20 protein-coding genes, 1 tRNA gene and 3 pseudogenes are annotated in these 22,923 nt (G+C 69.9%); 13 read left to right on the top strand and 11 right to left on the bottom strand.

Going from position 1 to position 22,923, the window contains the following annotated elements:
• The first annotated feature begins 15 nt into the window (after positions 1–15).
• Together AB0M56_RS02530 and AB0M56_RS02525 are read left to right on the top strand one after the other, a co-directional pair.
• A complete protein-coding gene (locus AB0M56_RS02530) occupies positions 16–2,757 on the top strand; it encodes an FtsK/SpoIIIE domain-containing protein (RefSeq protein ID WP_364170178.1) in 2,742 nt (913 codons plus the stop codon).
• The gene (locus AB0M56_RS02525) at positions 2,754–3,122 is read left to right on the top strand and encodes a hypothetical protein (protein ID WP_220244960.1); all 369 of its coding nucleotides are present in this window, start codon (positions 2,754–2,756) and stop codon (positions 3,120–3,122) included. Before AB0M56_RS02530 ends, AB0M56_RS02525 begins: the two co-directional genes overlap by 4 nt.
• Before the next feature lie 4 nt (positions 3,123–3,126).
• Here the strand turns inward: AB0M56_RS02525 and AB0M56_RS02520 are convergent, their stop codons facing one another.
• The 3 genes from AB0M56_RS02520 to AB0M56_RS02510 form a co-directional block, all read right to left on the bottom strand.
• On the bottom strand, positions 3,127–4,236 hold the full coding sequence (locus tag AB0M56_RS02520; protein WP_364170175.1) for a serine protease: 1,110 nt from the start codon (positions 4,234–4,236) through the stop codon (positions 3,127–3,129).
• Positions 4,237–4,348: 112 nt separating this feature from the next.
• A complete protein-coding gene (locus AB0M56_RS02515; RefSeq protein ID WP_364170173.1) occupies positions 4,349–4,927 on the bottom strand; it encodes a hypothetical protein in 579 nt (192 codons plus the stop codon).
• An 88-nt stretch (positions 4,928–5,015) separates the two neighbouring features.
• On the bottom strand, positions 5,016–7,514 hold the full coding sequence (locus AB0M56_RS02510; protein WP_364170170.1) for an endonuclease/exonuclease/phosphatase family protein: 2,499 nt from the start codon (positions 7,512–7,514) through the stop codon (positions 5,016–5,018).
• A gap of 105 nt (positions 7,515–7,619) precedes the next feature.
• Between AB0M56_RS02510 and AB0M56_RS02505 the strand changes: the two genes are divergently transcribed.
• Positions 7,620–8,657: a CapA family protein gene (locus AB0M56_RS02505; RefSeq protein ID WP_364170167.1), complete on the top strand. Its 1,038-nt coding sequence runs from the start codon at positions 7,620–7,622 to the stop codon at positions 8,655–8,657.
• A gap of 331 nt (positions 8,658–8,988) precedes the next feature.
• On the opposite strand, the gene AB0M56_RS02500 is transcribed toward AB0M56_RS02505, so the two are convergent.
• A complete protein-coding gene (locus tag AB0M56_RS02500) occupies positions 8,989–9,417 on the bottom strand; it encodes a limonene-1,2-epoxide hydrolase family protein (protein WP_364170165.1) in 429 nt (142 codons plus the stop codon).
• Positions 9,414–10,059: pseudogene (locus tag AB0M56_RS02495) on the bottom strand (TauD/TfdA family dioxygenase). Before AB0M56_RS02495 ends, AB0M56_RS02500 begins: the two are co-directional and overlap by 4 nt.
• A gap of 314 nt (positions 10,060–10,373) precedes the next feature.
• Here AB0M56_RS02495 and AB0M56_RS02490 point away from each other — a divergent pair.
• Positions 10,374–10,673, top strand: coding sequence for a hypothetical protein (locus AB0M56_RS02490; protein ID WP_220244967.1), 300 nt, complete (start codon positions 10,374–10,376; stop codon positions 10,671–10,673).
• On the top strand, positions 10,673–11,245 hold the full coding sequence (locus AB0M56_RS02485) for a hypothetical protein (protein WP_364170162.1): 573 nt from the start codon (positions 10,673–10,675) through the stop codon (positions 11,243–11,245). Before AB0M56_RS02490 ends, AB0M56_RS02485 begins: the two co-directional genes overlap by 1 nt.
• A 271-nt stretch (positions 11,246–11,516) precedes the next feature.
• Here the strand turns inward: AB0M56_RS02485 and AB0M56_RS02480 are convergent.
• The 3 genes and pseudogenes from AB0M56_RS02480 to AB0M56_RS02470 all read right to left on the bottom strand — a co-directional run bounded on the left by AB0M56_RS02480 (position 11,517) and on the right by AB0M56_RS02470 (position 12,580).
• Positions 11,517–11,603, bottom strand: a tRNA-Ser gene (locus tag AB0M56_RS02480).
• 45 nt (positions 11,604–11,648) lie between these two features.
• Positions 11,649–12,074: pseudogene (locus AB0M56_RS02475) on the bottom strand (nucleoside deaminase); the annotation flags it as partial.
• 23 nt (positions 12,075–12,097) lie between these two features.
• Positions 12,098–12,580 (bottom strand): tRNA adenosine deaminase-associated protein, encoded by a 483-nt coding sequence (locus tag AB0M56_RS02470; protein WP_354864834.1) that lies wholly within the window; start codon positions 12,578–12,580, stop codon positions 12,098–12,100.
• A 76-nt stretch (positions 12,581–12,656) separates the two neighbouring features.
• Between AB0M56_RS02470 and AB0M56_RS02465 the strand changes: the two genes are divergently transcribed.
• Positions 12,657–13,889 carry a M20 family metallopeptidase gene (locus AB0M56_RS02465; protein ID WP_364170160.1) on the top strand — a complete coding sequence of 411 codons (1,233 nt, stop codon included), beginning with the start codon at positions 12,657–12,659 and terminating at the stop codon, positions 13,887–13,889.
• A gap of 588 nt (positions 13,890–14,477) precedes the next feature.
• On the opposite strand, the gene AB0M56_RS02460 is transcribed toward AB0M56_RS02465, so the two are convergent.
• Both AB0M56_RS02460 and AB0M56_RS02455 read right to left on the bottom strand, forming a co-directional pair.
• Positions 14,478–15,614 (bottom strand): alkaline phosphatase family protein, encoded by a 1,137-nt coding sequence (locus AB0M56_RS02460; RefSeq protein ID WP_364170158.1) that lies wholly within the window; start codon positions 15,612–15,614, stop codon positions 14,478–14,480.
• Positions 15,518–15,997 carry an alkaline phosphatase family protein gene (locus AB0M56_RS02455; RefSeq protein WP_364170155.1) on the bottom strand — a complete coding sequence of 160 codons (480 nt, stop codon included), beginning with the start codon at positions 15,995–15,997 and terminating at the stop codon, positions 15,518–15,520. The genes AB0M56_RS02460 and AB0M56_RS02455 overlap by 97 nt, the downstream gene beginning before the upstream one ends.
• A 409-nt stretch (positions 15,998–16,406) precedes the next feature.
• Between AB0M56_RS02455 and AB0M56_RS02450 the strand changes: the two genes are divergently transcribed.
• The 6 genes from AB0M56_RS02450 to AB0M56_RS02425 all read left to right on the top strand — a co-directional run bounded on the left by AB0M56_RS02450 (position 16,407) and on the right by AB0M56_RS02425 (position 20,412).
• Positions 16,407–16,877, top strand: a complete 471-nt coding sequence (locus AB0M56_RS02450; protein ID WP_364170153.1) for a heme-degrading domain-containing protein — start codon at positions 16,407–16,409, stop codon at positions 16,875–16,877.
• A gap of 104 nt (positions 16,878–16,981) precedes the next feature.
• Positions 16,982–17,443 carry a dihydrofolate reductase family protein gene (locus AB0M56_RS02445; protein WP_364170150.1) on the top strand — a complete coding sequence of 154 codons (462 nt, stop codon included), beginning with the start codon at positions 16,982–16,984 and terminating at the stop codon, positions 17,441–17,443.
• Positions 17,440–18,042, top strand: coding sequence for a dihydrofolate reductase family protein (locus AB0M56_RS02440; protein ID WP_364170147.1), 603 nt, complete (start codon positions 17,440–17,442; stop codon positions 18,040–18,042). The genes AB0M56_RS02445 and AB0M56_RS02440 overlap by 4 nt, the downstream gene beginning before the upstream one ends.
• 58 nt (positions 18,043–18,100) lie before the next feature.
• The gene (locus AB0M56_RS02435) at positions 18,101–19,003 is read left to right on the top strand and encodes a dihydrodipicolinate synthase family protein (protein WP_364170144.1); all 903 of its coding nucleotides are present in this window, start codon (positions 18,101–18,103) and stop codon (positions 19,001–19,003) included.
• A gap of 177 nt (positions 19,004–19,180) precedes the next feature.
• Complete coding sequence (locus AB0M56_RS02430; RefSeq protein ID WP_364170141.1) at positions 19,181–20,230, top strand: acyl-CoA desaturase; 1,050 nt, start codon at positions 19,181–19,183, stop codon at positions 20,228–20,230.
• Positions 20,227–20,412: an RGCVC family protein gene (locus AB0M56_RS02425; RefSeq protein WP_364170138.1), complete on the top strand. Its 186-nt coding sequence runs from the start codon at positions 20,227–20,229 to the stop codon at positions 20,410–20,412. Before AB0M56_RS02430 ends, AB0M56_RS02425 begins: the two co-directional genes overlap by 4 nt.
• Before the next feature lie 6 nt (positions 20,413–20,418).
• On the opposite strand, the gene AB0M56_RS02420 is transcribed toward AB0M56_RS02425, so the two are convergent.
• Positions 20,419–21,375 (bottom strand): RNA polymerase subunit sigma-70, encoded by a 957-nt coding sequence (locus AB0M56_RS02420; RefSeq protein WP_364170135.1) that lies wholly within the window; start codon positions 21,373–21,375, stop codon positions 20,419–20,421.
• A 208-nt stretch (positions 21,376–21,583) separates the two neighbouring features.
• Here AB0M56_RS02420 and lysA point away from each other — a divergent pair.
• Positions 21,584–22,920: pseudogene (lysA, locus tag AB0M56_RS02415) on the top strand (diaminopimelate decarboxylase).
• Positions 22,921–22,923 lie beyond the last annotated feature (3 nt).

Below are 22,923 nucleotides of genomic sequence, written 5' to 3'. Positions count from 1 at the left end.
GTATGAGCGACACCGATGGCCAGTAAATCCGCCGAGCAGCGCAACCGCGTTCAGACGGCGCTGGACCGGGTCCGGCACCAGATCGGGCTCGTGCTCGGTGCCGCCGCCGGCGCCCGCGAAGCCGCGGAGGCCGACGTGGCGCGGCTCGCTCTCGAACAGGAAATCGTGCGCGTCGGCATGAACCACGCCGACGCCGAGCAGCAGACGGAATGGGCGCGGCACCCGGCCGCGCACGAGGTTTTCGCTTCGCTCGGCGGCGTGCGCAACGCGTTCTATACCGACTGGAGCTCGGGCCCGGGCGCCCTGCGGGACCTGGTGACGGCCAACGCACCGGGTCCCGCGGGGCGGCCGCCGAGCGAATGGCTCGGCCGGGTGGGGACCAACCCCGGCATCACCGCGCCGGGGTTGTGGCGCGTCGGCTCGGCGACGGCGGCCGGCCGCGACATCTCGCGGACGTTCGACGTCGCCGTGCCCCTGCTCGACGAGTCGCACCTGCAGATCACCTCGGCGCCCAAAACGCGTCCGGTGATCGACGGGATCGTGCAGAACCTGCTGATGCGGGTGCTATCGACGTTCGAGCCCGGCGCCGTGAAGATCCACCTGTGGGACATCGGGCAGCTCACCGCGATCCTGCCCGACCTCTATCCGATCAGCCGTACCAGTGCGCTGTCGCTCTACGACCCGACGCGGCTGGAAGACCTCCTCGACGAGCTGGCCGGCCACATCCGCCGTATCCACGCCACCGGCATGCAGGCCGGGCACACGTCGTTGCGAGAGCTGCGCCGTGCCAGCAACCAGCGCGTGGAGCCGTACCGGATCGCGGTGCTCTACGGCAACGGCGAGACGCTGGAACCGGAGCTCGCACGCGACCTCAAGCGTGTGGCCAGCGGCGCGCTCGCCGCCGGGATCTGCCTCATCCTCATCGACGTGCCCACGGCCGTGAGCGCGTCGATCGAATCGCTGAGCCTGCTCGACGAGCGGCGCGCGATCAGCAGCATGACCGGCACCGACCTCGTCGTGGACCTCGATCCGCCATTGCCTTCCGGACAGGTGATCCGGGCGGCCGGGCGGATCGCGGAAGCGTTGATCGCCAAGCAAGGCGGGCCGCGCTCGTTCGCCGACCTGCTGCCCACGGAGTTCGGCCAGGAGAGCTCGGCGCGGGAGCTGCGCGCGCCCGTCGGGTTCTACGAGGGCGAGGCCGTCGAGGTCGTGATCGGCGACGCGAGCCCGCACGCCCTGATCGGCGGGCCGAGCGGTTCCGGTAAGACAAACTTCCTGTACTCGCTGCTCGGCAGCCTCGCCGCGCGCTACACGCCGGACGAGCTGGCGCTGTACCTGCTGGACTTCAAGGAAGGCGTGTCGTTCGCGGGCCTCGCGCCCGGTCGCAAGGACGCGAGCTGGCTGCCGCACGCGAAGCTCGTGGGTGTCAACGTGAACACCGACCGCGAGTTCGGCCTGGCACTGCTGCGCTTCCTCGCCGACGAGCTGCGCCGGCGTTCGGCCGCGGCCAAGGAACACGAGGTCACGAACCTGGCCGACCTGCGCGAGCAGGACCCGAGCGGGCACTGGCCGCGGATCGTCGCCGTGATCGACGAGTTCCAGTACCTGTTCGCCGGGCGCGACCAGGTCACGGCCATGGCCACGCAGCTACTGGAGGACATCGCGCGGCGTGGGCGTTCGCAGGGCATCCACCTCGTGCTCGCGAGCCAGGACGTCGCGGGCATCGAGGCGTTCTGGGGCAAGCCGGCGGTATTCGAGCAGTGCACGCTACGCATCGCGATGCCGAAGGCGCGGCGCGTGCTGGCGGAGACGAACAACGCGGCGGTGTCCGCGCCGAAGTGGCACGCCGTGATCAACCACGATTCCGGCGTGGCGCACGGAAACCTGCTCGCGCACATCCCGGACGCGAGCAGCCGCAACGTGTTCGTCGACCTGCAGCACAAGCTGTGGGAGCTCTACTCCGGACGCTTCCCGCGCCCCCGCCTGTTCGACGGCGCGCATTCGCCGGTGCTGGAACAGTTCCCGGCGTACACGGAGCTCAAGCCGACCTCGCGCCCGCGCGCGCTGCTGGGACAGTCGATCGACGTGACGGAGGCCGCGCAGGGCGTGGAGCTGCCTCGCGCGCCCGGCCGCAACGTCGCGGTACTGGGCGGCGCGTCGGCGGAGGCACTGTCCATCATGGACTCCGCGGCGCGGTCACTGGCGCGGCAGTACGAGATCGGCGAGGTCGAGTTCGTGCTGTACTGCCCGATCGAGGCGTGCGCGCCGGCCGTCCTGGAGCTGACGGAACGGCTGCGCGCCGAGGGTCACGTGACAGATTTGATCGACGACCTGGCGGCTTTGCTGACCTCCATTGTGGACGGGGAACTCGGCGGCCCGTCACGGATCTTGCTGCTGTACGGGGTGGACGCCGCGTTGCCCACGCTGGAAACCAAGGCCCCCGGCCAGCTCAAGAGCGGCCTCGATCACCTGCGCACGGTGCTCAAGACGGGCCCGGGCCACGGCGTGCACACCATCGGCTGGTGGCGCAGCATCGCGCGCCTCAAGGACACGCTCGGCTTCGGCGGCACCGACGACATCGGCACCTGGGCGGCGCTCGACGTGCAGGGCAACGAGCTGTCCCCGTTCGCCGCCGGCCAAGTCGTGCACTGGTCGCCGCGCCAGGGCCGCGCGTTGTTCTTCGACCGCACCACGCACGGCGCCCCCGAAGTCATCATCCCCTTCCAGCGGCCCGAGCAGACGGGAGACCCGGCATGACGGACGACGCCAGCGCGGCCATGCGCTACAAGGAAATCGTCGGCCTGGCCCGCGGCTCCGCCGACAACCTGCGCGCCTGGGAGCTCGCCCGCGCCGACGAAATCGACCACCAGCTCGCCGACGCGCACGCCGCCGTCTCCGCCGCGAAGGAACGCGAGGAGAAGGCGGCCGAACGCGCTTCCCGCTGGTGGAAGATGGCCCTGCACAACGTCGCCCGGCTCACCTTCCTCGAGCCGGCCGATGATCCGCAGCCGGTGTCGACGGCGCGGCCGCAGTACCTGGACCGGTATCTCGAGGAAGTGAAGCCGTCGTACCAGGAGCTGGTGCAGGCGGTACTGGCGCTGGGGTGGCGAGCGAAACGCTGAGTTGTCAGATGACGTCGGTGTAGAGCACGACGGTGCCGCCCGCGGTACTGGCCGTGACGCCGCAATCCAGCTTGTGGGCCGCGAGGTCCGGGGTGATGGCCAGCTGGGAGTTCGTCGCGCCCTCGACCGGGATGTAGAACTCGAAGCCGTTGGAGGGGTCGACCTTGTTGGAGTACCAGGCGTAGTCCACCTCGGCCGGTGTGCCGTTGGTCCACTTCGGAGCTTCGCAGGTGAGCGTGTTGCCCGCGGCTTTGGTGCCGGCGATCGTGGGGTCCGCCTGAGTCATCGGCGCGAGCGGCGGCCTCGGCTGCCTCAGGAAGGAACGCAACGCGGCCGCGTCGGCGAACCCGTTGGCGGTCGGGTCACCGCACTGCTTACCGGCGACCTCACCGGCGAAGCTGACGACGCCGACGAGCCGGCCGTCCTGAACCAGCGGACCGCCGCTGTCGCCGGAACAGACCGTCGCCGCGGCCTGCGTACACAGCACCGACGGCCCGTCGATCACGTCCTGGCTCCCGAAAGCCTGCCCGCACGCCTGATCGTAGATCACCTTGAGCTGCGCGTGCGCGAGCCGGTCACCGAGCGCGGGCAGCGGGTCCTTCGGGTCCGGTGTTCTGGTGAGCCCGTGCCCGTAAACGTCCACAGTGGAGCCTGGCTTCGGCGCCCTGTTGGCCACCGGCAACGTCGGAATGTCGAACACCGGACGCGCCAGCTTGATCAGCGCGACATCATCGGCGGCACTGGCCTTCGAGTAGTCCTCCGGCGCCCGCGGCGACGGGATCAGCCGAAACCCCGGGTCGACCGACCACCCCTCGATCGGCACGATCCGCCCGGGATCCGTCGACAGCGTCCCACCCCCGAGGTGCACCTCGAAGTGCGTGGGGTCCACGTGGTCGAGGCAGTGCGCCGCCGTCACCACCCGATCCGGCGCGATCAACGCGCCGCCGCAACTTTCCCGCTGCACCAGGGGCCCGTCCCCCTTGAACACGATCGTCGCCATCCACGGCGCCGCGCCGGGCCGCGCGGTGTCACCCCCGGACACCGCCATCGCGGGCGCCGCCGCCACCGTGCCGGCCACCAGAACAGCCGCGCCCACGGTCATCGTCCTGCGCATTCGGACCTCCTCATCGGTTGGTCCGAACGTACGAATCGCGCGGCTGCCGGGACAACATGCGGCGGGCTGATCACCACGTACGCCTTTCGGCTACGGGTTACTCGCCGAACGGCTACGCGTTCCAGACCACCGCGTCGGTGACGATGCCGTTGCTGCTGGCGACCTTCACGTTCAACCGGAACGGCCGGCCCTTCTCGGTGATGCCACAGACGATGCTGCCCGCGTGGAGTGAGTCGACCTCCGCGCCGCCGGTGGTGAGCGCAAGGGTTTCGCAGTCATTGCGCCCGGGTTCACCGCGGTCGGCCCAGATGTCGATCTTGACGTGACCGCTGTTGTACAGATCCGGGCCGGACCCCATGATGTCGTTGGTGGAGGAATAGGCAGGCGGGGTCAGGTCGAGGTTGACCTGACCCCAGGTGACCGGACCGGCGTAGTACACGGCCGGATCAGCGGGTGCGTTCGAGGAAGCGGGTGGGGCCGAACTCGCGGCCGTCGATCCCGGAGCCGCCGGCGCCTGCGACGCGGGTTGAGTCGGTGCAGGCAGCGCGTTTCCGCTCTTGTCCGAAGAACCGCTGTTCACACCGACGATGATTCCGGCAGTGGCGAGTGCGGTGATCAGAGCAGCGATGGCTGTGATCCACTTGTGGCCAAGCGACCAGAAGCCCTCGCGCTCGGGCTGTTCCTTGCTCAACAAATCCCCCTTTGCCGGAGGGATTCTAGCGAGAAAAGCGGATACGGGAAGGCCTCCGATCGGGGAAGCCTTCCCGCACCCGGCGAAACTACTTACGCGGAGCTGTCCGCCCCAGCAACTGGTCCAGGTAGTCCAGCAGGTCGTAAGCAACGTCCCCCAGCTTGTTCCCCGTCGACGGCCGGAACCGCACGATCTGCGGGTCGTGGTCGCTGGCCTGGTCGGCGAACTCGGCGTTGATGTGGACCACGTCGTAGTCCACGCCGCGAAGCGCCGGCGCAGCCAGGATGTGGTCCAGCACCTGCGACTGGCCCTCGAACACGTAGCTGTACCGCTCGGCGGCGGGCAGCGTCGCGATGAGGTCCTTCAGGCCGCCGGACGTCAGCTGGGCCAACGCGGGCGAGAACTGGTAGTCGTTGAGGTCACCGGCCACCACCACGTTGGCGTTGCGGTCGGCCGAAAGCAGCTGCGAGACGAAGCCCTTCAGCACAGTCGCCTGCTTCTGGCGCTGCACCTCGGAGCTGCGCACCGGCGGCTGGAACCGGCCGTGCGTCGGCTGGTCGCCGCCCTTGGAGTTGAAGTGGTTGGCGATCACGAACACCGTGCGGCCCTGGAAGACGAACTCGCCGGCCAGCGGCTTGCGGCTGTCGGTCCACGCGTCGTTCGTCGGGTCGACGCGGCCCGGGGACTGCGTCAGGTGCACCTTGCCGTGGTCCTTCACGACACCCACCGAGGACAGCGCGCTGCCGCCCGGGCGGTCCACGAAGGACACTCGCGCCGGGTTGAACAGGAAGCCCACGCGAATGTTGCCGCCCGGCTCGCCGCCGTCCTCGTCGTTGGTCGGGTCGATCTCGCGCCACTGGTAGTGCGGGCCGCCCGCCGCGATGATCGCGTCGGTGAACTTCTTGAGCGTCACGTCGGCGGCGACCACACCGTCGTTGGTGGCGCCGTCGTTGTCCTGGATCTCCTCCAGGGTCACCACGTCCGGCGCGGCCAGGTTGTCGACGACGCCGTGCGCGAGCTGCGCGAACTTCGTGTCCGGGTCGGACGGTGCGAGGTTCTCGACGTTGTACGTCGCCACCGCGAGCTGGCCCGGACGCTGGCGCGCCGTGACCTCCTTCTGCAGGTGGTTGTCCTTCGCCGGACCCATCTGCGACGCGAAGAGCGTGTAGCCGCCGAAGCTGCTGTACTCCACCGGGCCCGACGTCGTCCCGGTGAGCACGTCACCGGTGTTGACCTTCGGGAACGGCTGCTGGTCGAACGGGATGATCGACTGGACCTTCAGCACACCGGTGTTGATCTTGTCGTAGCCGAGGTAGACCGTGCCGCCGCGCGGCGTCGGGTTTTGCTGCGGCTTCGTGGTTACGTAGAGCTCGTCGAAGTCGTTGCTCGGGCCGACCACGCGGGCGTCGGAGATGCTGATGATCTCGCTCTCGTGCGACTCCCAGAAGTCCAGCGCGTACTTCGCCGGCTCCAGCGGCAGCGCCTCGATGTTGCCGCCGGCGTTGGGCGCGAGCACGTCCGGGATCTGGTCGGGCGTGATCTTCGTGGGCGTGGGCAACGGGTTCTCGTGCGTGCCGACCGTCCACTGTGCACTGGACAGCTCGGTGAGCGACTGGTAGTTCGACGTCGCCGGGGCGTCCGGGTAGAACTCCTTCACCGTGCCGGCCGCGGTCACCGCGTCGCCGACGGCGACGGCGGGCGTGGTCGAACCGGTGAACACGAACAGGCCCTCACTGGTACGCGGGTCGCTGTCGGGGTTCGGGTCGGTCAGCCAGAAGCCGCGCGACGAACCGAAGGTGCGCACGGCCGTCACGATGCCCGTGACGTCGCTGACCTTCTTGTCCTTCAACGGCGAGATCCGCGTGGTGCCCTGGATGTCGTGGATCTTCGCGGGCGTGCCCGGGTCGACGGGGCCGGTGTCGCCACCGCCGGCCGTCTCGCCCTTGGAGTTGGTGGGAGTCGGGTCGCCGACGGTGAAGTCGGCGCTGTTGTCGTCCGTGTCGGCCAGGGACGCGGCGCGCGCGGCCGAGGTCGTGTTCGACAGGGCGGCCGTCGGCGTGCCCTCGCGGACCACGGCGTCACCGAAGCCGACGAGGTCCTTGACCTGCGGGTCGGCGGCGCAGTCGGCGGCGGTTTTGCAGGTCAGCGCGGTGGAACCGGTGACCAGCGCGATCGTGCCGGCGGTCCCGGACATCGAGATGGTGCCGGTCGCGTCCGGGGTGGGCAGCGCGACGGTGCCGCCGGAGCCCTTCGACTCACCGACGAGGTAGCGGCCGCCCGCGGCGACCGAGCCGGCGAGCTTCGTGACCTGCCACGTGCTCGACGCGCTGGCCGTGGCCGGCAGGTACTGCACGCTGTAGCCGTCGAGCGCGAGCGGCGCGCCGCCGCGGTTCGCGAGCTCCACGAAGTCGTTGGTGAGCGTGGCGCCGGCGTTGCCACCGCCGCCGTAGACCTCGGCGATGACCGCGTCCGCGCTGGGTGTGGCGAGTGCGGCGGGAGCTCCGCTCACCACCAGGCCCGCGACGGCAGCGGCGGTCAGCACGCTCTTTCTTCGACCGGATATGGTCACCCTGAGTCCCCTTTGCATGAACGGTCGACGCATCGTCCCCCGAACAAGCGAAGGGTAGGAAGACTAAGAGGCAACGATTCGTAACGAGTTCGCGGAATTACCTCCGAGGGACGGGTTGACACAGTGATCTCTCTCGTACTCGGCGGAGACGTCAACGTGCAGGGCCGAAGCGAGCCGAAAACGGCATTCCGGGCGCTGACACCGTTGTTGAGCGGGGCCGACCTGCGTTTTGTCAACCTCGAGGGTCCACTGTCGGGATCGATCAGTGACCACGGCGGTCTGGACATCCCGCACAAGCCGAATTGGCGCCATTCCGCGCCGGAAATGGTCGAGGCGCTCACCGCCGCCGGGATCGACGTGGTGTCGGTCGCCAACAACGTGACGTACCCGCCGCCGGCCATGCTCGCCAGCCTGTCGGTGCTGGAGAATGCCGGGATCGCGTACTGCGGCGGTGGTGCGAACCTCACCGCCGCGCACACGCCCGCCGTGATCGAACGGGCCGATCGCCGCGTCGCCTTCCTCGCGTTCACGTCGTTGTGCTGGCCGGTCGGCCAAGAGGCGAAGGCCGATTCGGCGGGCGTCGCGGTCGCCGGCGCGTACACCTCGTACCAGCCGGATCCGCGGGTGCTCGACGTGCCGGGCCGGCCGCCGATCGTCCACACCACCCCGGTGCCGGCGGACCTGGAACGCGTGGTCGCCGACGTCCACCGCGCCCGCGCGGCGGCCGACCACGTGGTCGTGTCGATGCACTGGGGGCTGCCGGGCGAAGAGCTCACCGAGTACCAGATCGCCTATGCCCACGCGATCATCGACGCGGGCGCCGACCTCGTGGTGGGCCACGGGCCGCACAGCATCCAGGCTGTGGAGGTCTACCGGGGGCGTCCGATCCTCTACAGCCTCGGCAACCTCGTGTTCGACTGGCCCGCGATGCGCGGCCGCCACGTCGACGGGCTGCTCGCCGGGTGCCTGCTCGGCGACCGGCCGCGGCTCGAACTCATACCGGTGCGCCGCGGCGAGGACAACGAGTGCGTGCCGCTGGCCGGCGAAGCGGCGGCACAGGTGCTGCGGCACGTGGCCGAACTGTCGGCGCGCCGGTCCACAAAGGTGGCCGTGGGCTCCGGGATCGGCACCGTCGAAGGGTTTCTCGCGCCGAAGCGCTGAGGGCGTTTCCCCAGGTCGTCACCCGGACGGCCCATCTGCCTTAAATGCAGGTCAAGCTTTGGCGCCGTCGGTTTGCGGCGGAGGTACCTTTACTCGCGAGCCCACGAGAAAGTGGCCCAGACCACTTCCCGGGAGCTCACGAGTCGCAAACCGTGGGGGGAGGCGACACGATCACATGGGGGTTGATCGTGTTCGGCTCGCGCGGTTTGGCGCCCGCTGGGGTACGCCGCGGACGCGGGATTTCCGCTTTTCCCGCGACCGCGGCGTCCGCGAAAAGTTTGCCCCGGGGGTTCGTGGGCGGTGCGGCTCGGCGGCTTGGCGGCCGCACCGCTCACGGACGGGCCTTGCCGATGAGGGTCTTCGCTCCGGCCACCGCCGCGCGGCCGGCGCCCTTCGCGCCGGCGGCGAGGACAGTGGTCCAGTCGAAGTAGTCGCGCCACAGCACGATCCGGCCGTTCTCGACCTCGAAGGTGCCGCACACCCAGAACTCCGCCGCGAACGAGCCGCGGCGCAGCACATCGGTGCGTTCGGTGAGCACGACGTTGCCGTCGGCGGCGATGTGGTGCGTGCGCGCTTCGAACCCGGTGCCGAACCGGGTCAGCATGCGCAGCTGCTTCTCCACGGCCGCGAGCCCGCGGGCGGGCGGGAGCGGCACGTTCTGGTAGGTGATGTCGACTGCGACGTGGTTCAGCGCCCGCTCGACGTCCATGTCCTCGAGAGCCTGCAGGAACGCGGTGACCACGGCCTTGGGTTCGCTCATACGACCAGGTTAGGCCCGAACGGCCGGTCGCCCACGATGGCGACGCGTTCGGCCACCCGGTTGAGGGGGTGGTAGTCGTTCACTGCGTAGTGCTGGGTGGCGCGGTTGTCCCATAACGCCACGTCGACGCCTTCGCGCACGTCGGCCGGCAGGTTGTCGTAGGCGGCGGCCATGTCGACCCACATCGTGTCGCCGCCGACCGGCGGGACCTCCACCAGCCGGAGGACGGAGCCGAGCGCGGGTGCGGGGCGCCAGGTGACGTCGGTGTGCCAGATGTTCTCGTAGCCCGGCATGCCGGCGGTGCGGGTGAAGCGGACGACTTCGTTGTTGTCGCCTTGCGGGATGAAGGGGCAGGTTTCCAACGCTCCTCAGTGGGGAGCGAACACGCGCTGTTGTTCCGCCGTCATTTTCTGTTCGCGGAAGAACAGCATCTTCCACTCCAGCAACGCGCGGTTCAGCTGTACGCGAAGCCGTGGGGTCATTGACGCTCCGAGGTCGACACCCTCACCCGGCCGAGGGGGCGGACGGTGAACAGTTCGTAGGGCGTTCTTCGGCGCCTTCGGGCAGCCGACGCAGCACACGCGGGCCTTCGCGGATGCCGTCGGCGGGGGTGGCCGACAAGCTCGGCAGGTCGATCGACATCAAGCCCTCCGGGTGGGCGAATCGGCTTGGTTGAGCGGAGTTCGGCCGATCGGAGTGACTTGCCACGTGGACCGGGGCGCGGCTGTGCCTGCCCCGGCGGGGCGGCTGGGTCGGCTGCGCGGGCGGGTGGCCGGCATGGGCGCGATAGTCGTCAGCGCTGCCGAGCGGGGTCAAGGCTCTTCACGATGTGAAACTGTCCTACGCCCGGCCGAGTGACCACACAGGACGTGATGAGGTTAGATCTCCCCCTACAGGGTGACGAGGTGGGGGCCTGGCCACCTTGAACTGGTTTGTTGCGGGAAGGGGAGGTCGCCATGGCGAGCTCGACGAGTGAGCGGCTGCGCGCCGCGGCCGACGCGCTGGACAAGGCCGCGGCCGACGCCGACCAGGCGGCCGGCCGCTTCGCCGAGGCGCGCCTGGAGTCCACACCGTTCGGCATCTCCGCGCCGGCGCGCGAGCTGGCCTCGCGCTGGGAGGCCGCGCTGGCCGCCCGCGACGTCGACGCCCGCGTGCTGGGCGACGCGACGTCCGACCTCGCGGGCCGCCTGCGCATGGCGGCGGGCGGGCACGCGGAGAAGATCCGCCCCGCGGTGGCGACGGCGCTGTTCACCTGATGCCCTTCTTGCACCCGGCCCTGGAGAAGGCCGCCGCGACCCTCGAGCCGCTGCGGAAGGCCGGCGCGCGCCTCGGTGCCCCGGACCCCGTGGCCGCGCTGCAGCAGATCGACTGCTCACCCCCCGCCATCCGCGAGTCGGCCCGCACCCTGTCGGCCGGCCGCGACGTCCTGGTCACCGCCCGCCTCGCCTTCGAAAGCGGCGCCCACCGCGCGGAACGCCGCTGGGGCGGCGAGCCTGCCGCCCTGTTCCGCACCCGCGCCGACGAGCTCGACGTGCACTACCGGCAGGCCGCCGAAGCCGCCGCCCGCACTGCCGCCGTCGGGCTGGACTTGGCCGATCTACTCGACCGGCTCGCGGCGGAGACGGCCGCTCAGGTCACGTGCGTCGCGGGGTCAGCCGCGGCGTCCGCGGTGGCGGTACTGGCGGGCGACCGCTCGACAGAAGCGGTGCAACCGGTGATCGAGGCGTGCGCCGCGGTCGTACGGGCCGTGGAAACCGGGGTGTCGACGATCATGGAGACGATCTCGTTCCTGGAGCCGTTCGGCACGCCGGTTCTGCCGTTCGACTGAGTCCCCCTGGCTTCCGCCGACGCCCGGCAAATCCGTACCCTCAACCAAACGCCCTCGACCGGCCGCGCCGACGACAGCTCGACCTTCGCGCAACACCGGCTTTGTCTTTCAAGGACGCCACCCGCCACCAGTGACCAATCCGCGGCAGTTGACCACCACGGGGGTCCGGGGGCAACGCCCTCCGGGCGGGGTCTGGGGGTTGCACCCCCAGAAAACACGGAGAGCGAGCTATCTCGACGCCTTCCGTCGACATAGCTCGCCCACTCGCGAGCGGTGGCGGTGGGATTTGAACCCACGGACGGGATTAACCGTCACACGATTTCGAGTCGTGCTCCTTCGGCCGCTCGGACACGCCACCGCCGAGAACAATACCGGAGGCCGAAGGCACGACGTCGGCGGGGTGGCGGCGGGTGGCGAAGTACGTCTCGAGCAGCTCCGCGCACTCCTCGGCCAGCACACCGCCGTGGACTTCGGGGCGGTGGTTGAGCCGGCGGTCGCGCACGACGTCCCACAGGGAAGCCACGGCGCCGGTCTTGGGCTCCCACGCGCCGAACACCAGGCGGGCCACGCGGGCGAGCACGAGGGCGCCCGCGCACATCGTGCAGGGTTCCAACGTCACGGCGAGCGTGCAGCCCTCCAGGCGCCAGCCGTCGCCGTGGACGCGGGCGGCCGCGCGCAGGGCGAGGATCTCCGCGTGGGCGGTGGGGTCGCCGAGCTCGACGCGGGCGTTGCGGGCCGCGGCGAGTGGCCTTCCGTCAGGGCCGAACACCACGGCGCCGATGGGCACATCGGCGCCTGGACCGCGCGCGGCTTCGAGCGCCGCCTGCACGGCTTCGGTGTCGGCCGGGCGTCTCAGAGCTCGTCCAGAAGTTTCGAGAACTCGGCCGCGAAGCCGCAGCGCTGGGCGATCATCTGGAGCTGCTCGTCGGGGTAGAGATCCACCTCTCCGACGATAACTTCAAGCTCGCCGCCCGGCAGTCCGAGATCGGCGAGGATGTCGAGGTCACCTTCGGGCCAGACGGCGTCGTCGTCCTCGTCGGGAGGATCGACGCGCAGGACGTCGAGCACGTCCGCGGCGATGTCGTAGTCGAGCGCCGCCGCGGCGTCCGACAACAGCAGCGACGGCCCCCGCGGGCTCGGCCGCACGATCACGAAGAACTCGTCGTCCACCGCCAGGAGCCCGAACGCCGCGCCGGTCGAGCGAAGTTTCCCCAGCTCGGTGATCGCCGCGTCGAGCTCCGTGAGCGCCGCGGGATCGAGCGCACTGCACCGCCACCGACCGTCTTCTCGGACCACTGCCATCGCGAAGCCCGTGACCGGCTCTTGCACCGCCATGCGCACACCGTATTCCGCCGTCGATGCGAGCGCACGCACGGTGCACCCGAAGCGTCCGTGGTGCCACTATCGAGCCATGACCGGACCCACCGACCTGCCGACTCTCCCGGACACCCGCCTCGACGGGCTGCTCGACGCCGCGCGGGAGCTGCAGGACCGCACTGTCGCGTTGCGCCGCGCCCTGCACCGCCGGCCGGAGCAGGGGCTCCAGCTGCCCCGGACGCAGGAAGCGATCCGTTCGGCCCTCGCCGACCTGCCGCTTTCCGTGACCGAAGGCCGCTCCACGACATCGCTCACCGCCGTGCTGCGCGGCGCGCGCCCGGGCCCGGCCGTGCTGTTGCGCGGGGACATGGACGCGCTGCCGCTGCACGAGGACACCGGCCTCGAGTTCTCGTCCGAGGTCGACGACTCCATGCACGCCTGCGGGCACGACACCCACGTCGCCATGCTCGCCTCCGCCGCCCGCCTGCTGGCCTCGCGCGTCGACTCGTTGGCCGGCTCCGTGGTCTTCATGTTCCAGCCCGGCGAGGAAGGCCACCACGGCGCGCGCTTCATGATCCACGAGGGCGTGCTCGACGCCGCCGGCCCGCGCGTCTCGCAGGCCTTCGGCCTCCACATGATGGCCAACACGCCCACCGGCCTACTCCAGGTCCGCGGCGGCGCGATGATGGCGTCCGCCGACACCTTCCGCGTCGACGTCACCGGCCGCGGCGGCCACGGGTCCGCCCCGCAGGAAGCCATCGACCCCGTCCCCGCGGCGGCCGCGATGGTCGGCGCCCTGCAGACGATGGTCACCCGCCGCATCGGCGTCTTCGACCCCGCCGTGATCTCCGTGACCCGAATCGAGGCCGGCACGACCACGAACATCATCCCCGAGACCGCTGTGCTCGAAGGGACCATCCGCACCCTGTCGGAAGCCACGCGCGCCGTGGTCCGGACCGAGCTGCCCCGCGTCTGCGAGTCCATCGGGGCGGCCCACGGCTGCCGCGTCCTGGCCGACATCGAGCCGGGCTACCCGCCGACCGTGAACGACGCCGGGGTGGCCGCCGAGGTTCTGGCCCTGGGCGCGACGGTGCTGGGCGAGGAGAACGTCGAGGAGATTCCCCACCCGATCATGGGGGCGGAGGACTTTTCTTATGTGCTGCAACGGATTCCGGGGGCGTTCGCGTTCCTCGGGGCGTGCCCGCCGGGGCTCTCGCCCTCGGACGCACCCGCGAACCACTCGAACCGGGTGGTCTTCGACGAGGCCGCGATGCCGGCTGGGGTGGCGATGTATGCGGCGTTCGCATTGAACGCTTTGCGGGGCTGAGGGCTGAGGGCTGAGGCCTCACGAGGGGAACTTCGCTGGGCGAACGGTCCCGTCGTGCCGGTTCATGTGCGCGAACGGTCCCCTCGCGACGTCAAGACTGGCACGAAGCGACCACTCGCTCCGCTGCTGTGGCACGAAAGGTCCCCTCGCCCGCGCTCGGCGCGCCGCGACCGGACCGCTCGCACTCAATCGACTGCACGAGCGGTCCAGTCGCGTCTCAGCCAGCGCACGAGTGGTCCGCTCGCGCCAGGATGCTGGGCACGAAAGGCCCGGTCGCACCCTGGCACTGCGTGCGAAAGGTCCAGTCGCACCCTCACGCTGTGCGCGAAAGGTCCTGTCGCGGGCGCAAACCGGCGCGCGAAAGGTCCAGTCACGCTGCCGGGCACTGCGACAGGTCCCGTCGCGTCGCAACCCGCGCGCGACAGGACCAGTCACGCCGCCGGGCACTGCGACAGGTCCAGTCGCGTCGCAACCCGCGCGCGACAGGACCAGTCACGCCGCCGGGCACTGCGACAGGTCCAGTCATGCGCGAGCGCCCGCACGAGTGGACCCTTCGCCCAGCGAACGGCCCCCTCTCGCACAGCCAGATCAAGCCGTCCTGCTCGGCTGCCCGTTCTCCAGGTGCCCGGCGAACCGCCGGTGCCACTCCGGGTGCCCGACGAGCGACAGCCGCACGTCATACCAGCCGGAATTGTCGGCCAGCGCATCAAGAGAAAGCGTGCAGGAACCGTGCGCACCCACCACAAAGTCGGGGTGCCCCTTCACCGTCAATGTCGCCGGCCGAGACGCGGAATTCGTCACCTTAACCTGGAAAACCGGGTGCGCGGCCGAACCCGAAATGGCAGCCGCGACCTCCACCCCCGAAGTCGACGAATCCCCGGACGCCTCCACCACAAATCCATTAACCGCGACATCATAAGAACCAGAAAACGCAATCTTCCCCGTAGCGGAACCGCCACCGGAAACGTCGAACCGCTGCGAAGCCCAACCGGCGTGATAAGAGTAAGAAGCCAACTGCAAACCAGCCGCCCCGTGATTCGACGCCTGCAAAGCCAGCGACCCCGCACCCACCGAAACAAAAGCCACCGGCTGATAAGGCAACGCCCGCGCCGGAGCCGTTCCGTGCTCCTGTTCCGGCATGGCCTGCTGCCCCGTCAGCGGGGGCGCCGGCTGGGGCAGCTTCGTCTGCGTCCGGTCCGCTTCGGCGCGCAACGCCGTCGCGTCCGGCAGCGCGGGGATCGAAACATCCCGACGCGAAAACTCGAAGCAACTGGTCAGGTCACCACAGATCTCGTGGCGCCACGCCGAGATGTTGGGCTCGCGCACGCCCGTCCACGTCTCCAGGAACCGCAGCACGGACACGTGGTCGAAGACCTGCGAGTTCACGAACCCGCCGCGGCTCCACGGCGAGATCACCGTCATCGGCACGCGCGGCCCGAGGCCGATTGGCGCCAGTGCGCCCGTCCCGACGCCGCCGGGGCCCGAGGGCTGGTTCACCGGCAGCAGCTCGCCCGGCGTCCCGGCCGGAGCGCACGGCGGCACGACGTGGTCGAAGAACCCGTCGTTCTCGTCGTAGTTGATCAGGACCACAGTGGACTCCCACAGCTTCGGGTTGTCCCATAACGCCTTCAGCACGCGCTGCGTGTAAGCCGCGCCGTCGACCGGCCGCGCGGCCGGGTGTTCGCAGTACGCGTACGGCGCCACCACCCACGAAACCGCCGGCAACGTGCCCGTCTTGCAGTCCGCCCACGAACTGCTGCAGCACGTGGTCGACGTTCTTGTCCTGCCCCGAATCCGCCTACCACTGCGTGCGCAGGCCGGCCCGCTCGGCGAGCCTGCAGCAAGCAGAAGTCGTTGTCACACAAGGTGAACGCGCTCGCGAGCGCCCGGCGGAACGGCAGGTCCTCGCGGTTGAAGTAGCTCATGGTCACCTCGGTCTTCGCCGGGACCCATGCGTCGTAGGCGCCGTTGGCCCACGCCTGGTGCGTGGTCGCCCAGTCGTGCGCGAGGTCGCCGAGGTCTGGCCGTCGACGAGCGCGGTGTCGACGTGGAACGGCAGCAGGTGCCTCCGTCGGTGCGCTTCGCGTCGGGCTGGCGGAACACGTCACGCACCGTCGCGGTGTCGCCGAAGCCTCGAACACCGGCCGCCGTGCCGTAGTAGTGGTCGAACGACCGGTTCTCCTGCATGAGCACCACGACGTGCTCGACGTCGTCGAGGCTGCCGCGCCGCCGGGGACCCGCGGCCGCCTCGGCGAACGCGCCGCCGAGACCCGCCGCCGAGACCCGCCGCCGCACCTGCCATGCCGGCCGCCGCCGCGCCGCCGAGCACCGAGCGACGGCTCAGCCGCCCTTCCGCCTGCCCATTCCGTACCTCCTCGTCCGGAATGTGCGTGACGGAGATCCACCTCACGCGCGGCAAGCAGCCTTCCCCAGGTCGCGGTGGACGACAAGCAGCCGAATGTGAACCGCGGCTGAACACGGTGGCGATTACACAACAGTGTTGATTTAATATCTGACATGACGACCGAATCCGAGCTCATGCAGGAGCTCCTCGAGCAGGAGAGCCGGCTGGTGTTTCCCCGCTTCGACAACGAGACCGCCCTCGCGCTCGGCCAGCACCTGCTCGCCGCGGCGCGCGAACGCGCCCTGCCCGTCACGATCTCCGTGCGCAGAAACGGACAGCGGTTGTTCCACGCCGCACTCCCGGGAACATCGGCCGACAACGACGCCTGGATCGACCGCAAGAGCCGGGTCGTCGACCGCTACGGGCACAGCTCGTTCCTCGTCGGCACGCAGTTCCGTGCGAAGGGCAGCAGCTTCGAGGCCGACTCGCGCCTCGACCCCGACCTGTACGCGGCCCACGGCGGCGTGTTCCCGGTGCTGGTCAAGGACGTCGGGCCGGTCGGCACGGTCGGCGTCTCGGGCCTGCCGCAGGCCGATGACCACGCGTTCGTGGTCGAGCAACTGGCCGCGTTCCTCGTCGGCTGAAAAACCCCGCACAAAAACTGGTAGCCCGCGCACAAGAAGTTGTCGATTCGGCGCATCCCTCGTTCGACGGTTCACCAAGACCCGACGAACGAGGGAGACGACCGATGGGCAAGCTGATCGTCACGGCGTTCCTGACTCTGGACGGCGTGGTGCGCGGACCGGGTCACGTCGACGCGCAGATGGGCGCGGCACTGGCCCGCTGGCAGCGCCGGGCGTCGGCGTTCCTGCAGGTCAAGAACATCGCCGACTACTGCCCGAGCACCGGTGACCTGCCGAGGCACGTCGTCACCGGCGACCTCGCCGCCGAGATCCGCCGGTTGAAGGCCCGCTACGACGGCGAGCTGCAGCTCCATGCCAGCGGCAGCCTCGTGGCCGAGCTCGACGACCTCGTCGACGAGTACCGCCTGCTCGTCTTCCCCGTCGTCCTCGGTGAAGGCCACCCGCTCTTCCCCGCCGGCGCGCACCCGCTCGCATTGCGCCCGCTGTCGACGAGCGCGACGAGCACCGGCGTCGTGATCCAGGAGTACGCGGCCGCGGGCGCGCCGACGTTCGGGTCGATGGCATGACCACGCTCACCGCCACCACGTTCGTCTCCCTCGACGGCGTGGTGCAGGGCCCGGGCACGCCCACCGAGGACCCGCGCGGCGGTTTCGACCTCGGCGGCTGGCTCACGCCGTACTACGACGCGGTGATGGCCGAGTACACCGCCGACTGGTTCTCGCGCGCCGACGCGTTCCTTCTCGGGCGCCGCACGTACGAGATCTTCGCGGGCTACTGGCCCTCCGTCGGCGGCTCCGACCCGGTGGCGGGACCGCTGAATACGCTGCCGAAGTACGTTGCCTCGCGCACGCTCACGCGCTCATCGTGGCAGGGCACGGCCTTCCTGCGCGACGACGTCGTGCGGGCCGTGACCGAGCTCAAGGCCGAGCCCGGGCGGGAGTTGCAGGTGCACGGCAGCAGCGATCTGCTCCAGACGCTGATGGCCGCCGGCCTGGTCGACGAGCACCGCGTGTGGGTGTTCCCCGTGGTGTTGGGAAAAGGACAACGGCTGTTCCCGCCGGGAACACCGCGCCGCGCACTCGAGCTCGTCGAACATCGCACGACCGGCAAGGGTGTCTCCGTGCAGGTCTACCGGACCGCCCGACCCGAAGATCAGGACGCCTGACCCACCACCCCGTGGTACCCTCTGCGCCGTCACATCATATATCAGATCGGACACACCAGTGGCGTTCGAAGTGCAGAAACGGCGGTTGGCGGGCGTCGTCGCGATCCCCGTGACGCCGTTCAACGGGAGCGGCGGGGTCGAGGCGGAGACGTACGGCCGGCTCGTCGAGCGGCTGGTGACCAACGGCGTCGAGGTGGTCACGCCCAACGGCAACACCGGCGAGTTCTACGCGCTCGACGAGCACGAGACGCGGCTGTGCCTCGAGGTCACCGTGAAGGCGGCGCGGGAGGCGAGTGTGCTGGCGGGCGTCGGACACGGCGTGCGCACGGCCGTGAAGGCGGCCCGGCACGCGCGCGACACCGGTGCCGACCTGGTGATGATCCACCAGCCGGTGCACCCGTACGTCTCACGCGAGGGCTGGGTCGAGTACCACCGCGCGATCGCGTCGGCCGTGCCGGAGATCGGCGTGGTGCTGTATGTGCGCAACCCCGAGATCGACGGCGAAGAACTTGCGCGCCTGGCCGACGCGGCGCCGAATGTGATCGGTGTTAAGTACGCGGTGTCAGATCCTGTGCGTTTTGCAACAGTTTCGCGTGACGCCGGTCTCGAACGGTTCGTCTGGATCGCGGGACTGGCCGAGCTTTCGGCGCCGGGCTATTTCGCGGTCGGCGCGCAGGGGTTCACATCAGGGCTGGTGAACGTCGCGCCGCGCGTCTCGCTCGACCTGTTCGCGCGGCTGCGCGAGGGCGATTTCGCCGGTGCCATGCGGTTGTGGGAACTGATCCGGCCGTTCGAACAGATGCGCGCGGCCGAACGCAACGCCAACAACGTCAGCGTGGTCAAGGACGCGTTGTCGCAACTCGGCCTCTGCCGGCCCGACGTGCGGCCGCCGAGCCGCCGACTGACCGCCGCCGAGCGCGAGCAGGTTTTCGGTCTGCTCTCGTCGTGGGGACTTTCTTGAGGTTTCCCGACACCCGCGGGCAATTGCCTTTGCAAGCCGAGGATGAGAGGGTGTGGTCAGGCTGCGGTGCCACCGCGGCCTAGGCCCCAGCGCCCTTCTCCCGGACCGGGACCGGACCCGTCGTGGCCGGAATCCGTCTCTGGACAAGCGATTCGCCTGAACCAGAGCGGTGTCGCGATGACAACTTCGCCCACTTTCGACGCCACGGAACCCGCCACCGGAAGCGATTTCTCCGAACTTTCACGGCTTGTCAAGGCAGCCGGCCTGCTCAAGCGCCGCCGTACCGCCTACGGAATCCGCATCGGCCTCAACCTCGCCGCCTTCGCGGGCGGCTGGGTGGCGTTCGTGTTCCTCGGCGACTCCTGGTGGCAGCTGTTCCTCGCCGCCTTCTTCGCGATGATGTTCGCGCAGCTGGCCTTCATCGGCCACGACGCCGGCCACAAGCAGATCTTCTCCAGCCGCAAGGCCAACGACGCCACCGGACTCGTCCACGGTGGACTCACCGGGCTCAGCTACGGCTGGTGGATCGCCACGCACGCCCGCCACCACGCCAACCCGAACCACGAGGACGAGGACCCGGACGTCGACATCGCCGCGCTCGCGTTCTCGCGCGCACAGAGCCACGAGAAGCGCGGCTTCCTGCGCTGGGTGGCGAAGTACCAGGCGTTCTTGTTCTTCCCGCTGCTGCTGCTCGAAGGCCTCAACCTGCACGTGTCGAGCATTCGCGCGGTGTGGGCCGGTGACATGCGCCGGCACAAGCTCGAGTCGGCGTTGCTGATCGGGCACCTGGTGGCGTACCTGGCCGCGGTGTTCATCGTGTTGTCACCGCTGACGGGTCTGGTGTTCATCGTCGTACACCAGTTCCTGTGGGGGTTGTACATGGGATGTTCGTTCGCTCCCAACCACAAGGGCATGGAAATGCTCGTGACGGGCCACAAGCTCGACTTCCTGCGCAAGCAGGTGCTGACGTCGCGCAACATCCGCGGCGGCGTTGTCGTCGACTTCGCCCTCGGCGGCCTCAACTACCAGATCGAGCACCACCTCTTCCCGAGCATGGCTCGCGGGAACCTCAAGCACGCGCAGGTGATCGTGCGCGAGTTCTGCGCCCGCCACGGGATTTCCTACGCCCAGTGCGGCTGGGCGCGCTCCTACGGCTACGTGCTCGAACACCTTCACTCCGTCGGCGCTCCCCTGCGCGAGCGCGCGCCGGAGCCGGCCACGTCATGACCTCCGCCGAACACGAGACCCCGGCGGAGGTCCGGCCCGAGACGTCCTGCCCCAGCTGCCCGCACCCGCTCAAGGAGCACGACGTGATCGCCCGCAGGTACTGCGCGGCGACCGCGGCGGGCCACTCCGAGCGCGGCTGCGTGTGTGGCGCCGCGAAAAAAGCCGAGCACCGAGGACGCTGACCAGCGTCAGTCGAGTGGCAGCGTTTGCGGGAAGTCGAACAGCTCGAACACCGCCGGTGCGAATGTTGTCACTTCAGCGACATTCCCCCACGCGATTCGCAACACGTTGAGCCCGAACGCCCGGAACGCACCGTCGAGCCGGACGTAGGTCGCGAGCGCCGGCAGGCCGTTGGCCCGCGTTGCCAGCACATGGAACGCCACGGCGTCCGGGCCGCGCAACGCGGGCGCCCAGCCTTCGAGCACCGTCTCTCGGCCCGCGTACCAAGTCGGCTCCGCGCCGACGTGCCCGCCGGCGCCCGGGGCGTGACTGCAGCGGACGTCTTCGCGCAACAACGAAGCGAACGCCTCTTCGTCGTGATCCACCAACGCCGCCATATACCGCACCACAGCGAGTTCCTCGTCGCTGCCGTCGGAAGACCACTCTGTCCGCCGCTGCGGCAGGTGTTCCTTCAGTGACGCCCGCCCCTGCAGCACGGCGGTGTTGATCGACGCCGGCGTCGTCTCGAGCGCCGCCGCCGTCTCGCGGGCCGACCAGCCGAGCACGTCACGCAGCACCACCGCCGCCCGACGGCGTGGGGACAGGTGCTGGATCGCCGCGAGGAAAGCCAGCTCCACCGTCTCGCGCGCGACCACCTCGCCGAGCACGTCGTCGGGCACCGGCTGCAGCCACGGCACCGCGACGTCCGGCCGCGGCGCCAGATCGGAACCGCCGGCCGTCGGCAAGTCCAGCACCGGCAGCTCACGCGGGTGCGCGGCGAGGTGATCCAGGCGCGCGTTCGTCGCGATGCGGTAGAGCCACGCGCGCAGGCCGGCGTGGCCGTCGTAGGTGCCGCGGCCGCGCCACGCGCGCAGCAGCGTCTCCTGCACCAGGTCCTCGGCCTCGTCGAAGGAACCCAGCAGCCGGTAGCAGTGCACCCGAAGCTCGTGGCGGTGCGTCTCGGTTTCGGTCGCGAAGTCCGTCATCTCTTCAACCATGTCCCATGAGACGGGACGCGGCGGGAGAAATCGACTCTTCGCAGGTCAAACGGAATGTGGCCGAAGTTACTCGCGCGTTAAGAAGGTGTCAGCGCGGCCGGGCGGAGCGTCAGGGTGGTGTTCACGGCTGGGGCGAATCGAACACCACCGCAGTGTGCTGACGGTGTCCGAATTCGCACATCGTCCGGAGGTCACCGTGACACTCAGCGAGCTCCTCCCCAGCCTCGGTTGTGAGGCCGCCGACCATCTCGAGCCGGGGCTCTGGCCGCGCAGCACCTGCCTCGGCGAAGGCGGTGAGCTGATCTTCGCGGGTGCTCCGGTGAGCCACCTGGCCAACCGGTTCGGGACCCCGGCGTACCTCATCGACGAGGCCCAGGTCCGCGAGACCGCGCGCGCCTACCGCCGTGCCTGCCCGAGGCCGAAGTGGCCTTCGCGAGCAAGGCGCTGTGTACGCGCGCCGTGCTGCGCTGGATGGCTGAGGAGGGCCTTTCGCTGGACACGTGTTCGGCGGGCGAGCTCGCCGTCGCGCGGTCCGTCGGCTTCCCCTCCGAGCGGATCCTGTTGCACGGCAACGCGAAAACCCCCGAAGACCTCAAGGCCGCGCTGGAGTACGGCGTGCGCCGCATCGTGCTCGACTCGCTCGACGAGATCGAGCAGCTCGGCGCGCTGGCCCACGGCGCGCAGCAGGTCATGATCCGCGTGACGCCCGGCGTCTCCGGCGACACCCACGCGGCGATCACCACCGGCACCGAAGGGCAGAAGTTCGGCTTCTCGCTGCGCCCGGATGTCCGCGACAACGTGGACCGCGCCGTCGCCGCCGCGCTCGCGCAGCCCGGGCTCAGGTTGGTCGGGCTGCACTGCCACATCGGCTCGCAGGTCGCGCGCGTCGACCGGTACGAGGAGGCCGCGCGGCGCATGGTGGAGGTGCTGGTGCGCGTGCGCGACCAGTACGGCGTCACCCTGCGCGAGCTGGACCTCGGCGGCGGCCACGCCGTGCCGTACCTCGATCGCGAGGCGTCGTTCGATCTCGACGGCTACGCGCGCCGGCTCCGGGTCGCGCTGGCCTATGAATGCTCGTCGCACGACTTTCCCTTGCCCCGATTGACAATCGAGCCCGGACGCGCGATCGTCGGCCCCGCCGGGATCACGGTGTACCGGGTGTGCGCGGTGAAGCGCGGCAGCCGGACGTTCGTCGCCGTCGACGGCGGCATGAGCGACAACGCGCGCCCCGCCCTGTACGGCGCCCGCTACACCGCGCGCCTCGTCGGGCGGCACACGAAGGCCGCGCGCACGCCGATGACCGTGGTCGGCCGCCACTGCGAGTCGGGTGACGTGCTGGCCGACGACGTCTGCCTGCCCGACGACGTGCACGCCGGCGACCTGCTGGCCGTGCCGTGCACCGGCGCGTACCACCACTCGCTGGCTTCGAACTACAACCTCGTGGGCCGCCCGCCGCTCATCGGCGTGCGCGACGGCTTCGCGAAGCTGCTCGTGCCGCGCGAAACCGAGGAGGACCTGCTGCGGCGCTGCTGAAGC

Source organism: Amycolatopsis sp. NPDC051372 (assembly GCF_040682095.1).
Classification (GTDB): domain Bacteria; phylum Actinomycetota; class Actinomycetes; order Mycobacteriales; family Pseudonocardiaceae; genus Amycolatopsis.
Note: the sequence above shows the minus strand (reverse complement) of the source record. Positions and strands in the feature narration are given on the sequence as shown.